The organism is Aromatoleum evansii (genome assembly GCF_045689615.1).
GTDB lineage: Bacteria > Pseudomonadota > Gammaproteobacteria > Burkholderiales > Rhodocyclaceae > Aromatoleum > Aromatoleum evansii.
In genome coordinates this window covers 3,711,386-3,725,094 of sequence record NZ_CP141259.1, presented here as the reverse complement: position 1 = coordinate 3,725,094, position 13,709 = coordinate 3,711,386, and the positions used below count along the sequence as shown (strand labels likewise).

The window sequence follows — 13,709 nt, the reverse complement described above, 5'->3', positions numbered from 1 at the left end:
ATGTCAGCACTTGCTAAAACACTTCGCTCCCAACTCGAAAACACCGTCAAATCTGCTCGCGACATCGCCGAAGCCGCAGCCTTAGGCGCGCTCCAACAGCTTGCGGTCGGGGAAGGAAAGGCGCCCGATTACCTGTCCGAGGAGCAGCGCGTACTCCGCCGTCGTCTGCGCGCCCACGGCCGCAGCCTTGGCGATGTTAAGCACGCCGATGACACCCAAGAGCTGCGCCGGCTGGTGTGGGAGGTGGCCTACGAGCACTGGCACCGCATGCTGTTCGCCCGCTTCCTCGCCGAAAACGGCCTGTTGTTGTGGGACCCAGGCGCGGCAGTGTCGCTGCAGGACTGCCGAGAGATGGTCGACCAGCATCCCGAGATGGCGATGGGCGCACGCAGCGAGTGGGAACTCGCCGGCAAGCTCGCAGCCCGCATGTTGCCGCAGGTGTTCAAACCGCAGCACCCGGTGTTCGAGCTGGTGTTCGCGCCGGAGCATCAGCGCGAGTTGGAGCGCCTGCTCGCCGCGCTGCCGCGCGAGGTCTTCCAGGCCAGCGACAGCCTTGGTTGGGTGTATCAGTTCTGGCAGGCGCGGCGCAAGGACGAGGTCAACGCCTCCGAGGTAAAGATTGGCGCGGACGAGCTGCCCGCCGTCACCCAGCTCTTCACCGAGCCCTACATGGTGGACTTCCTGCTGCACAACTCGCTCGGCGCCTGGTGGGTGACTCACTACCCGGAGACTCCGTGCCCGGTACTGCTTAATTACCTGCGCCGACTGGAAGATGGCACGCCCGCCGCCGGCAAGTTTGAGGGCTGGCCCGACACCTTGGCTGACTTCAAGCTGCTCGACCCCTGCTGCGGCTCTGGGCATTTCCTGGTGGCTGCCTTCTTGATGCTGGTGCCGATGCGCATCGCAGCGGAACATCTCTCCGGCCGCGAGGCAGTGGATGCGGTGCTGCGCGACAACCTGCACGGGCTCGAGCTGGACCCGCGCTGCGTGGAAATTGCGGTGTTCGCGCTGGCGCTCGCCGCCTGGCGATTCCCGAACGAGGCCGGCGAGCCGTTGGGCGTGCGCTCGGACATGCCCGCGCCCAACATCGCCTGCTGCGGGCTGAAGGTGGCGGCGCGGGCTGCGGACTGGATGGCTCTGGTCCCCGACGAGGTGCCCAACGCCGCCTACCTGCGCCAGGAGCTGCGCCTGCTGCACGACAGCTTCTCGCAGGCGCCGCTGCTGGGTAGCCTGCTCGACCCGGCGCGCAGCCTGAAGAACGACCTCGCCACCTCCAGCTTTGACATCCTGCGCGACCTACTGGAGCGGGCGTTGTCGACCGAGCGCCCGGCCACGATGTGGGGCGAGGGCAACGAGGTGCAGGACGAGGCCTGGGACCACGCCCTGAACGCCCGTGGCCTGCTCGATGCGGCGCGGCTGCTGGATGCGCGTTACCACTTAGTGGTGACCAATGTGCCCTATCTGGGACGAAGCCAGCAAGATACTCAGCTACGTGACTACTGCGATAAGAATTACGAGCATGCAAAGCACGACCTAGCGAACGTATTTCTTGAGCGATGCCTTGAGCTTTCACTTCAAAACTGCGGCGTGTTACAAGTTGTTATGCCTCAGGCATGGCTCTATTTGGGTAGATACAAAAAGCAGCGCTTGAAATTGCTCGCGGACGCGCATTGGCTGCTCGCGGGGAGATTGGGTTCTGGTGCGTTCGACGCAATTAGTGGTGAGGTGGTCAGCGTTGTTCTTCTCAGCATAGGAAACAGCCGCGTTGTTCAAGGCGCGGTTATGTCAGGTCTCGATGCAAGCAAACCTCGTTCTGCGGCTGAAAAGTCTGCACTCCTAATTAGTGGAGAGGTGCTTCGCATTGACCAAAAGGCTCAACTTAACAACCCAGACTCGCGGGTTCTACTTGGAGACCAAATTTCAGAAACGTTGCTCAAGCAATACGCGGATAGCCGGTATGGCCTCAGAACTTCCGACGGGCCACGCTTAATCCATTACTTCTGGGAAGTGGCGAGCGAGTGGGGATGGGTTAACCACCAAAGCACCGTTGCTCGAACTGAATACTACAGCGGTCGAGAGTGCGTCGTTAAATGGGACAACGGGAGTGGGGCGCTTAATGACCTAGCCGTACTTGGCCTGGCAAGTCTTCAGGGTGCTGATGCGTGGGGGCACCGTGGGGTGGCGGTAAGCCTCACAGGGGAACTCCGCAGCACCTTGTTTGAGGGAACTAAATTTGACAATAACTGCGCCGTGGTCTGGCCCCTTGATACAGCCGACCTGCCCGCTATTTGGTGCTTCCTGTCCGCTCCTAATTACAACACCTTGGTTCGAGATATTGACCAGTCCCTGAAAGTTACCAATCAGACACTTCTAAAAGTTGAGTTCGACCTCGCCCACTGGCAGCAAGTTGCCGCCGAGCGGTACCCCAACGGTCTACCAAAACCCTATTCCGACGACCCCACCCAGTGGCTGTTCCACGGCCACCCGCAGCCCGCCACTGACCCGCTACAGGTCGCCGTCGCCCGGCTGCTCGGCTACCGCTGGCCAGGCGAAACCGACGCCGACCTGGAACTCGCCGATGCGGCCCGCGACTGGATTGCGCACACTGAGAAGCTCGCCCCCCATGCCGACGACGACGGCATCGTCTGCCTGCCCGCCGTGCGCGGTGAAAAGCCCGCCCACGAGCGCCTGCTGGCCCTGCTCATCGACGCCTGGGAAACCGTCACCCCGGGCAGCTGGAGAGCCTCCACCCTCGACCGCATGCTGGCCGAGGCCGACTGCGCCGACAAAAGTCTGGAAGTGTGGCTGCGCGAAAAATTCTTCGAGCAGCACGCTAAGCGCTTTCACCATCGCCCCTTCATCTGGCACGTGTGGGACGGCCTCAAGGACGGCTTCGGCGCGCTGGTCAATTACCACAAGCTCGACGCCCGCAACCTGGAGCGCCTCATCCACACCTATCTGGGCGACTGGATTCGCATCCAGGAAGCGGGCGTGGCCAGCGGCCTCGACGGCGCCCCGCAACGCCTCGCCGCCGCGCAAGCGCTGAAGAAGAAGCTCGAAGCCATCCTCGAAGGCGAAGACCCTTACGACATCTTCGTGCGCTGGAAGCCTCTCGCCGAGCAGCCCATCGGTTGGCACCCCGACCTCAACGATGGCGTGCGCCTCAACATCCGCCCCTGGATGACCGCCGGCGTGCTGCGCCACAACAAGGGGCCGAAGCTCAACATCAAGTGGGACAAGGACCGCGGCAAGGACGTGGAAAGCGCGCCGTGGTTCAAGGTGTTCAAGGGTGACCGCATCAATGACCACCATCTGACAGTGGATGAAAAGAAAGCAGCAAGGGAGGCTGGCCGTGGCTGACTACGAGGGCATGCGCTGGTTTAAATGCGACTTTCAGGTTCAAACCCCCGAGGACGGTGCGCACTGGGGTGATGGAGACACTCGACTAGGGGACCCACGTCGCCCAATGCGCGCGCCGGCGCCAGATGCAAATGGTGTGGTAGGGCCAGCGAAACCTGACGAGCAGAGATTGCAGGAGGTGGCACGTGCCTATTTGAGGCGGTGCCACGAAGTCGGATTGGAGCTGATTGGCGTCACCGACCACAATTTTTCCCAGAAAACTGACTCGCGTGACTGGTTCCTTACGCACTTGGTGGAACAGAACAAGGCGGTTGCAACGGAGCTAGGACGCGAACCCCTCTATATCTTCCCCGGCTTCGAAGTTGATGTCGGCTACCACGTGCTGTGTCTTTTCGAGCCTGCGAAGAAAGTAAGTCACGTATGGCGGGTCAACAAACTGCTGTGCAAGCTGGGGCTGGATGAGAACGAGCGATTTCGGCAGGGACGTCCAATGCCCCTGCGCAGAAACAACGCCAACGTCAGCTTGAAGGAACTGATTGAACTGGTGCAAGGCGAGCACAACGGCATCGTCATTGCCGCTCATGCCGACCAAAACGATGGCATCCTCAGCGACCCGCGCCATATCGAGGACTACAAGAATCAGAAGTTGTTGGCGCTGGAGGTCACCTCAAATCCGGCCGCGAAGCGCATCCTCGAAATCGTTGAAGGGCGCGACAAGGCGTGGGCTCGGTCGGCATGTCATCCGGCATGTGTGATGTCGTCGGACGCCAAGTCCCTCAAGCAGGACGACAACGGCGCTCCAGGCCCGAATGCCATTGGCTACAGACACACTTGGCTGAAGATGTCCAAGCCATCCGTCGAGGCCCTTCGTCAGGCCTTCCTGGACCCGCAGTCACGTATTCAGCTCATGGGCGATTGCCCGAGCGATTCCCTCACACACCCCCGCATCACCAAGGTGGAGGTCAAGAGCGCCAAGTTCCTGGATGACCAGGAGATTACCTTCTCCGAGAGCTTCAACTGTGTCATTGGCGGACGGGGAAGCGGAAAGTCGTCACTGTTGGAATACATCCGCTTTGCAATTGGTTATGAGGACCCTGCAGTTCAGTCCGACGAAGATGACCGTGCATTGCAGCGCAAGCGAAAGGTGCTGAAGGATTCGCTGACCGTCGGCTCCCAGGTGCGGGTGACCTTCGAAGTCGGCAACGGTGTCTCGGACACTCTGGTCTATCAACCCGGACGCTCGGGTGGCCCAGAGCGTTGGTTGGACGGCCGCGAAGTGGCCGACCTGAAGACAGTCCTGCGGCAGTTGCAACTTCAGTTCTTCAGCCAAGGGGAACTCAGTCGGATGACCAGCGGTTCCCAGGGGCAAGCTCAAGTGCTATCGCTCATCGACGCAGCAGTGGGAGCACCCTTGCTGCAGCTCAATGCGCGTGAGCGCGAATGCAAGGCCAGGCTGAAGGCCCTGTTTCAGAGTACCCGGGACGCAGCCCGCGTTCAGTCGGAACTCGATGAGGCGAAGCAGGAAGCCGTGGAGTTGGAGCGCCAGCTTAAAGCTCGCGAGGCGGTCCAGGAGGACTCTCAGCAGAACCAGCTTGCCCTGCAGGCGCGGAGGCATCTAACACGTATGCAGGAAGAGGACGCACCCATTGTTGAAGCCATAGAGCGAGTATTGGCTGACCTAGCAGAAGCGCCAGTCGCGTTGCCTGCCACGGCGAATCAATGGCCGAATGCCGCATGGTTTGAGACAACCGCAGCACAGGTAGGCGAAGTACGAACACAACTTGCTGCCGCCATCGGGCAGGCCTTGCATGACTATCAGCAAGCCAGGGCCAGCTTTCTGGGTGCAGAAGCCCTCGAAGCGACCGAAAGCGCAATCGATGCAGTCCAGGTGCGTTTCAGGGAAGCCTGCGCGGAACGGGGCATTCGCGAAGATGACATCGCACGCATGCAGGAGCTTGAGGAAAAACGACAGGCGAAGTTGCGTCTAGTCGAAGAGCGCCAGAAACGTCTGGCTGACGTGCAGAAGGAGGCCAGTCAGTTTCCTCTGGTGCTCGGCGAGCTGCATGATGTTTGGAAATTACAATTCAATGCCCGAAGCGCGACAGCTACCGACATTCAAGCGTCCGTGGCATCGCAAACAGTGCGCCTGACAACAGCGTACATGGCCGATGAGGCTTCGTTCAGGTCAGCTTGGGGACGCCTCGCACCGCCCGACAAGCGCGGGAAGCTCTCCAAACGCTGGGACGACATCGGAGAAGACCTTTTCCGCACGTGGCGACGGCGTGCCGATGCCTCTGCATGGGAGACCATTGAGGCTGCTCGATTGGACTCGACGCTGTTCGAGACGGTGCTCCGCGAAAATCTCCATGAGCCACTGCTCGCCCACCTCGACAGCGAAAACGTGCGTCCGATATGGGAGGACGTACGCATCTCGCGTGTGAGCGACGGCATCGACGTCCAACTGCTGCGTGAGGATGGCTCCGTGGCCGGCGCGATGAGCGGTGCATTGTCAGAAGGCCAACGAAACACGGTATTGCTCAACATGATGCTGGCACGTGGTGAGGGCCCCATCGTGATTGACCAGCCCGAGGACGAGTTGGACTCCAGCTTCATCTATCGGACGCTGGTCCGGGACCTCCGCGCTGCAAAGACCAAGCGTCAGCTGATAGTCGCGACACACAACGCAAACTTGCCGGTAAACGCGGATGCCGAACAAATCCATGCGCTCGAAGCACGGGACGGCCGTGGGAAGCCGCGCGCAAGAGGCGGGCTGGACCGCAAGGATGTGGCTCAGGCAGTGCTGGACATCATGGAAGGGTCGGAGCAGGCCTTCAAGCGGCGCAGCGAGAAATATCACTTCTAACGCGTCATGGCCCGAGAACAACAAGGATAAAAATGTCAAAGAAAATCAGCGGGGCAGAATACCCCTTGGCGAAAATCTTCAGCTCAGACTTCGATTACGCAATTCCGACATATCAGCGCCCCTACGCTTGGACACATGTGCAAGCAGGCGAACTTTTCTCGGACCTGCACGATTTTTTCCTGAATGAAAAGGACGACACTTATTTTCTCGGGAGCATCGTGCTCATCAAAGAGGAAGGTCGTCCTCACGCCGAGGTGATTGACGGGCAGCAACGACTGACCACCCTCACGATTTTGCTGGCCGCGCTGACGTCTATGTTTTCAGGCGAGTTGCGCACTGACTTCGAAAACTACATCCGAGAGCCTGGGCGTGCTTCCCAGGGCTTGAAGCCAAAGCCTCGCCTCGCCTTACGGGAGCGGGACCGAGCCTTCTTTGCGGACTATGTGCAGGGCTTGAAACTGACCGAGCTGGAGGCGCTCGACCCCGCCCAACTGGATAACGAATCCAAACGCAATATCCGGCTTAATGCCTTGACGATGCTGGAGCGGCTGGATTCCGCGTTTGGGGGCGACCAGGAGCGGCTGTGTGAGTTTGGCGCGTTCTTGGTTCAGCGCTGTTTCCTGGTCGCTGTTTCCACCCCCAGTCAGCAGTCGGCGTTCCGCGTGTTTTCAGTGCTCAACAGTCGTGGATTGGACCTGCTGCCGACGGACATTATTAAGTCCGATGTCATTGGAAAGATACCTGCAGACAAACAGGATGCTTTTAACGATATCTGGGAGGAGCTTGAGGTCGAGACCGGTCGGGATGGGTTCGCGGAAGTTTTCGCCCACATCCGGATGATTCACGCGAAGGAAAAGGCACGTAAGGCTTTGCTCGAAGAGTTTCGTGAGAAGGTGATGCCGAAGGTGGCGACGGCCGAGGCGCTTATCTCCGACGTCATCGAGCCCTACACCGACGCGTACCTTATCGCCAAACAGTGCCAGTACACCTCGACAGCGGATGCAGCTGAAATCAATGCCTTGCTAGGTTGGCTGAATCGCATCGACAACTCCGACTGGCTGCCTTCCGGGATGCGTTTCCTGGCAGATAAGGGCGGCGACGCCGACTACGTGCTGTGGTTCTTCCGGAAACTCGAACGGCTCGCGGCCTACATGCACGTATGCGGCCTCGATGTGAATCAGCGTATTGAACGGTACGCTGAGGTCCTACGAGGGCTGGAGCAGGCCCACAACGGCAGTAATCCGGTAACCAGCGTAGAGCTGACCGACACAGAGCGGAAGCGGATGCTCGCGGCCTTGGACGGACGCATTTACGAACTGACAGCGCGTCGTCGCAATTACTTGATACTGCGCCTCGACTCATTCCTGACGGACGGAGCTGCGAGCTATAACCCGACTCTGCTCACCATTGAGCACGTGCTTCCGCAAACGGTCGCGCCCGGCTCCCAGTGGTCCGAGTGGTGGCCCGATGCCTCCCAACGAGATGAATGGGTGCATCGCATTGCGAACTTGGTGCCGTTGAATCAGCGACGCAATTCAGCCGCGCAGAACTACGACTTCGACCGCAAGAAGACGGCCTATTTCGTGGGGCGAAGCGGAGTGTCATCCTATGTGCTGACAACCCAGGTTCTGCATGAGGCGACCTGGAGGCCGGAGGCGGTAGCGCGTCGGCAGGCGGACCTCTTGGCGTTGATGCAGGACAAATGGATGCTGTGACGAGGCGCTCATGCAGCGTGGAGCCAAGTCAAGCATGAAGTGGTAGCCGGGATGGCTGCTACAAACTCCTCGTACCAAGACTGAGGAGTCCTCAGGGGGGCAGATGGTTACCAAAGATGACGCGCTGGCACTTCTGCGCACCGCGATGGCCGATGAGTCGTCGGAGTTCCGGTCTGGGCAGTGGGAAGCCATAGAAGCAATTGCCACCAAGCGTGGACGGGTGCTCTGCGTCCAACGTACGGGCTGGGGCAAGAGTATGGTGTACTTCGTGGCCGCCAAGCTTTTGCGACTCCAGGGCGCGGGGCCAACAATCATCATCTCGCCCCTTCTGGCCCTGATGCGTAACCAGATTGAGGCAGCGAACAGGCTGGGCTTGCGCGCGGAAACCATCAATTCGACGAATACCGACGCTTGGCCTACCGTGCGGCGCGACCTGCTTCGGGGCAGTATCGACCTGCTGCTGATTTCACCCGAACGCCTGGCCAACGACGAGTTTGTGACCGATGTACTCCAACCGATTGCGGGAAGCATTGCGCTGCTGGTTATTGATGAGGCGCACTGCATTTCGGATTGGGGTCATGATTTTCGACCGGACTATCGCCGCATCGGCCAGATACTGGCACTTCTCCCTGGCAATATTTCAGTGTTGGGCACGACAGCGACGGCGAATCGGAGGGTGCAGCAAGATGTCAGCGAGCAGCTTGGTGGGAGTGTTGCCGTCCAGCGCGGTCCGTTGGTTCGTAGCAGTCTAGCCCTGCAGCATATTCGGCTGAACAATCCTGCAGAGCGGCTGGCGTGGTTGGCGGATAACCTGCCGGGCATTGACGGAAGCGGCATCGTGTACGCCTTGACTCAACGGGACGCGGACCGGGTGGCCGCGTGGCTTCGGAGCCGGGGAATTGATGCATGTGCCTATCACGCAGACAAGGAGACGGAAGACAAGCTCGCTTTGGAGCAGCGCCTGCTGGCAAACGAAATCAAGTGTTTGGTCGCAACGACGGCCCTTGGGATGGGCTACGACAAGCCTGACCTGAGCTTCGTGGTGCATTACCAGACGCCATCCTCCGTGGTGGCGTACTACCAACAAGTGGGGCGCGCGGGGCGGGGTATCTCGAAGGCGTATGGAGTCTTGCTTTCCGGGGAGGAAGAGGACGATATCAACGAGTATTTTCGGGAGACAGCGTTTCCACCTGAGTGGCAGGTTGAGCAGATTCTAAATGCGTTGGCAGAGGCAGAAAACGGTCTGACGAAGCGGGAACTCGAGGGGGCTGTGAACATCAAGCCATCCCACATCGAGAAGGTCCTCAAGCTTCTGGTGGTCGAGCAGTTTGCGCCGGTCATGAAAATTGGCTCTTCCTGGTATCGCACAGCGAATCCATATCGAATGGATAAGGCGCGCGTCGAGCACCTGACCCGACAACGGGAACTGGAATGGGCCGAGATGAAGGCCTACCAGGCAAGCCAGACCTGTCTGATGGAGTTTCTTGCAAAGGCGCTCGATGATGAAAACGCTGCGCCCTGCGGCAAATGTGCGGTGTGTCTGGGGCAACCGCTGTTACTCACTCAGCCGAGCCGAGAGAGCCTGATTGCTGCGCAGCGCTTCGTCAGGCGAAGCGAGATGCTCTTGGAACCCAAGAAACAATGGGACGTTCATGCGCTACCGCGGTACCGTGCGACGTTCGGTTGGCCCGTCAAACTAACGATTCCCGAACGCCTTCGCGCTGAGCAGGGTCGGATACTGTCGCGATGGGGTGAGCCGATTTGGGGGGAGTTGGTACGGCAGGGGAAGGCTGAAGGCTATTTTTCTGATGAATTGGTGGCGGCGGCAGCAGAGACGATTCGAGAGCGCTGGCCGATGCAGCACCCGTTGAAAGGCATTTGTTGCGTACCCTCGATGCGGCATCCACGCTTGGTACCGAATTTTGCTCAGCGCTTGGCCGCTGAAGTTGGGGTGCCGCTTGTTGCCGCAGTCGAAAAAGTTCGGGAAACCGAGGCGCAGAAGGGGATGGAGAATCGTTTCCATCAGTGCCACAACCTCGACGGCGCATTTAGGGTTCGAGACGACCTTCTACCTCCGGGAGCGTTGTTGCTGGTCGACGATGTCTCTGACTCGGGATGGACGCTTGCCTTGATAGCGGCGCTGCTGCGTCAGGCGGGTGCCACCGCCGTGTATCCCTTCGCACTATCCAGCAGTGCGACAAAATGACAGGAACTCGATGATGAGCGAAGCAGGTTTGGGTGCGGATACCGAGGTTGTGCTGCTGTTGTGCGGCCGCTTCGGCGGAGAGCGGAAGGAGCCGCACGCGCCGCTTACCGCGACTGAGTATGGTGAACTGGCGCGCTGGCTGAAGGAGCGTGAATTGCGGCCGGCGGTCATGCTAACCGAGGCCGCACGGGGGCTGTTCGGCGAACTGATACAAGCGAAGCTCGACCGAGTGCGAATCGAGTATCTGCTCGGACGGGGTACCGCTCTCGCCCTTTCGGTTGAGCGTTGGCAACGAGCGGGCTTGTGGGTCATTTCCCGTGCGGATTCGGCTTATCCGCAACGCTATCGTCAGTTGTTCCGACATTCGGCCCCACCGTTGTTGTTTGGTGCTGGCGAGCAGGCTTTGATGGGGAGAGGTGGCTTGGCGATTGTGGGCGCCAGAAAGGCAACAGATGAGGCGCTCCGGTTTACCTCCCTGGTCGCTGCCCGTTGCGCGCGGGAGGGTATTGCGGTTGTCTCTGGCGGGGCTCGCGGAGTGGACTCCGCCGCTATGCAGGCGGCGACCGAAGAAGGGGGTGTGGCGTTAGGGGTGTTGGCCTGCGACCTATTGAAATCGAGCATGAATCGAGCAAATCGGGCGGGAATTCAGTCTGGTCAGCTCCTGCTGATTTCGCCGTTTTCACCGGAGGCCGGTTTTAACGCTGGCAACGCGATGGCGCGCAACCGGTTCATCTATGGGCTCGCAGACCACGCATTGGTGGTTGACTCGACAGCCGAGAGCGGAGGCACTTGGGCCGGTGCGATTGAAAACCTACGCCACGAGTGGGTACCAACCTTCGTCCGGGTACCTGACGAGGGCGGGGGTAACTCGGCCCTGGTGTCTCGCGGCGCGAAGGCCTTCGCATACGATTTTTCGTCGGGTGAGGAGCTGAGGCGCTTCCTCGAGAGGGGCTATCTTGCGTCGGAGGCGAACGATGCTGCGGTCTCGGGCGTTTCCGGGACGAGCGAGCAGCATGACAAACCTCAGCTCATATCAGGTCCGGAAATTGAGCCCGAAGTTGCACTTGCTGAGACACCACCGACCGAGTTCGTGTCAGAAAATCCAAGCATTACCGAAGTCGCTGACGACAGCGCTACTTCTGAGCAACAGTCGATGAGCTTCGACATGTATCCCGTGTTCGAGTCAAGAGTCGAGCTCCTGATAGGCGAAGGAATGGTGACCGAGGATGAGGTTGCCAAAGCTCTTTGTCTTGAGGATAAGCAGGTTAAAGCGTGGCTTAAGCGTGCGGTGGAGGCGGGGCGCTTGAAAAAGAAGCTGGTGAAGGTTCAGGCGGATGACAAACGAGGCGCTGCCCATTATCTGCTCAACCCGCAGACATCATTGTGCTGAGGAAGGGGTGCGCATGTTTGAGCAGGTCACGATGCAGGAACTGAGAGAGCAGATGGAACAGCATCTGCTGATGGTCGAGGAGGTGCTCGGAGGTCTGGACCAGTTCGTCCAAGGGCTCGAGCAGCGTGTATCAAGGATTGAAGAGGGTTTGGGTATCGAGCCAGAAGGCATTTCATCCAGTGGCTGGGTCGCAGAGCTACAGCGGGTCAAGGCGGAAATTCAGAAGCTTCAACGTTGAGGGCGAGGTCATGAACGCTGGGGAACGGTTAATGAGGCTGCATAGGCGTTACGCGAGGAGCCGCGGGATATCTGCGGGTGAAAATTTCTTGCGTGCCTATTCGCGTTTCTCCAGCCTCAACCGAGAATCGTTGTTCGACGTACTGCTCGCCGCAACAAGCGCCCAACTGGGCGCTGGGGGCGATGCCTCTGACGTCGACCCATTATTGCTTCGCGCGGTTGCCGATACGAACCCATCGCTGTCTGCTTTTCGCTGGTTCGAGCTGGACAATGATGCGGTGCAAGGAGCGGTGAACGCGGCAAAGGGCAAGTATTTCGAGTATCTCGTTGTCGAGCGGCTCAACAATGGGGAGCAGGTAGGGCCGTTGATGCTCGAGTCGGGGCAGCGGGCTGAACTTGCCGAGAGCTTCAATCAGCCGGGCTGGGATGTTCGCATCGTTGACGACCATGGGCAGGTCCTGGATTACCTACAGATGAAGGCAACGGATAGCATTGGGTATGTGAAGAACGCGCTGGAGCGGTATCCGGATATCCAGATTCTGGGTACTACAGAAGTGGCAGAAGGCGACTTCGTGATTGACAGTGGGATGTCCAACTCAGAGCTTCGAGATGTGGTTGGCCATGCAGTTCACTCGCTCGATGATTCCGTAACCGAGATGTTCCTGGACTATTTCAGCCCCTTGCTGCCTTTGGCGGTGATTGCAGGTGTGGAAGGTTACCGAATGACTGTTGGGAACCAGTCCATATCGGATTTCAAATTGACGCTGGCTCGGCGTGGCCAGCGTGTGGTGGCCACGCAGCTTGCGGGTGCTGCTGTTTTTGCGATTGGAGGTGGCTTGCTAAGCCTGCCGGCAGCTGTGGTCGGAGGCCTCTGGTATGACAGGGTCTTCAACCAAGCGTCTATCGGGAGAGCCTTTTCGACAAGCTGCGAACGGCTGCTGTCCCTCAGGCTGTATCAGCAAGAGCGTCTCCTTGGAGGGGCGCAACTGTGAGTTTTCTTCAGCGCATAGCTAATGGTTTGGGAACCCTTCTTGGGGTCCTCGTTGAAGCGACTGTGACCGTAATCCAGGGTATCAAGCAAGGTTTTGAGGATTATCAGCGAAGAACAGGGCTGAGTTCGAGTGATGTCAGAACCCAAGCGCAACGCGACCGCGAGCGCCTGCGTGTTGTAAATGAAGAAATCATTTACCTTCGCAATCGCCATCGGAGCTCAGGCGGCCTATCGGAACGGGAGAGGCGTCGCTGGCATGACTTGAAAGAGGAGAGGGACGCCCTGAATCAGGAATTGGGGCGAGCGAAGGAAGTTCAAGCGGCTGAAAAAATCATCGACAACGAATCGGTCATCGAGAAGGTCGAGATTGACCTGAATACCACACACGTCCTCCAGTACAACGCTTTTGCCGATTCTCTCAACAAGCGTTGCAGGGTCTGCGGGCGTCCGATGAAGCTGCAGTGGCGTAGAGATTTGGCGATTGCGGGGCCGCGTGATTTCTTTTGGGGATGTACCGGATGGTACTTGCCTGGAACAAATGATGGCCACGCTTGTAAGTTTCAGGAAAAGCTGGCGCGGAACGACTTCGGCTTGATGACCGATATTTCTGAGCCGGAATTCGAGCTATCTGCGGAGGAGTTCGGGATTATCGTTGACGACCCCGGAACATCATCGATTATCGCAGAGCGTGTGAGTGACCTTCAGTCTGACCTGAAAAAGAAGAAACATGGCGTGGAGTTGGTCACGTGCCCGGTACATGGTGAGAATATGGTACTTCGAAACAAGTCGGGGGCCTCGGGACTTTTGGATTCCTATTTTCTTGCATGTCCGCACTGGCGGCCTCACGACGATAATAGCTGCCCCTTCATGGAAAAGCTCAAATCTGGAGCTCAGCTTGCAGCATTGCTGAAATCGCAGACTGGTCGTGGAGTTCTGTAGGAATGCAA

8 protein-coding genes are annotated in these 13,709 nt (G+C 59.0%); all 8 read left to right on the top strand.

Translation table 11 applies throughout. From position 1 onward, the window contains the following. The 8 genes from U5817_RS17390 to U5817_RS17355 all read left to right on the top strand — a co-directional run bounded on the left by U5817_RS17390 (position 1) and on the right by U5817_RS17355 (position 13,701). Positions 1 to 3,360, top strand: coding sequence for an Eco57I restriction-modification methylase domain-containing protein (locus U5817_RS17390; RefSeq protein WP_407278227.1), 3,360 nt, complete (start codon positions 1 to 3; stop codon positions 3,358 to 3,360). Beyond that, entirely contained in the window at positions 3,323 to 6,223 is a 2,901-nt protein-coding gene (locus U5817_RS17385) for a TrlF family AAA-like ATPase (RefSeq protein WP_407278226.1), read from the top strand. Before U5817_RS17390 ends, U5817_RS17385 begins: the two co-directional genes overlap by 38 nt. 32 nt (positions 6,224 to 6,255) lie before the next feature. Next, positions 6,256 to 7,938 carry a DUF262 domain-containing protein gene (locus tag U5817_RS17380; protein ID WP_407278225.1) on the top strand — a complete coding sequence of 561 codons (1,683 nt, stop codon included), beginning with the start codon at positions 6,256 to 6,258 and terminating at the stop codon, positions 7,936 to 7,938. Positions 7,939 to 8,041: 103 nt separating this feature from the next. Further along, positions 8,042 to 10,144 (top strand): RecQ family ATP-dependent DNA helicase, encoded by a 2,103-nt coding sequence (locus U5817_RS17375; protein WP_407278224.1) that lies wholly within the window; start codon positions 8,042 to 8,044, stop codon positions 10,142 to 10,144. Between the two features lie 13 nt (positions 10,145 to 10,157). Next, a complete protein-coding gene (locus U5817_RS17370) occupies positions 10,158 to 11,534 on the top strand; it encodes a DNA-processing protein DprA (RefSeq protein ID WP_407278223.1) in 1,377 nt (458 codons plus the stop codon). A gap of 13 nt (positions 11,535 to 11,547) precedes the next feature. Next, the gene (locus U5817_RS17365; RefSeq protein ID WP_407278222.1) at positions 11,548 to 11,772 is read left to right on the top strand and encodes a hypothetical protein; all 225 of its coding nucleotides are present in this window, start codon (positions 11,548 to 11,550) and stop codon (positions 11,770 to 11,772) included. 130 nt (positions 11,773 to 11,902) lie between these two features. Then, positions 11,903 to 12,763, top strand: coding sequence for a hypothetical protein (locus U5817_RS17360; RefSeq protein ID WP_407278221.1), 861 nt, complete (start codon positions 11,903 to 11,905; stop codon positions 12,761 to 12,763). Then, complete coding sequence (locus U5817_RS17355; RefSeq protein ID WP_407278220.1) at positions 12,760 to 13,701, top strand: hypothetical protein; 942 nt, start codon at positions 12,760 to 12,762, stop codon at positions 13,699 to 13,701. Before U5817_RS17360 ends, U5817_RS17355 begins: the two co-directional genes overlap by 4 nt. The last annotated feature ends 8 nt before the right edge of the window (positions 13,702 to 13,709 follow it).

Bases quoted from the DNA above. Each gene is read 5' to 3' on its own strand.
- U5817_RS17390 (WP_407278227.1), top strand. From the start codon at position 1: ATGTCAGCACTTGCTAAAACACTTCGCTCCCAACTCGAAAACACCGTC.
- U5817_RS17385 (WP_407278226.1), top strand. From the start codon at position 3,323: ATGAAAAGAAAGCAGCAAGGGAGGCTGGCCGTGGCTGACTACGAGGGC.
- U5817_RS17380 (WP_407278225.1), top strand. From the start codon at position 6,256: ATGTCAAAGAAAATCAGCGGGGCAGAATACCCCTTGGCGAAAATCTTC.
- U5817_RS17375 (WP_407278224.1), top strand. From the start codon at position 8,042: ATGGTTACCAAAGATGACGCGCTGGCACTTCTGCGCACCGCGATGGCC.
- U5817_RS17370 (WP_407278223.1), top strand. From the start codon at position 10,158: ATGAGCGAAGCAGGTTTGGGTGCGGATACCGAGGTTGTGCTGCTGTTG.
- U5817_RS17365 (WP_407278222.1), top strand. From the start codon at position 11,548: ATGTTTGAGCAGGTCACGATGCAGGAACTGAGAGAGCAGATGGAACAG.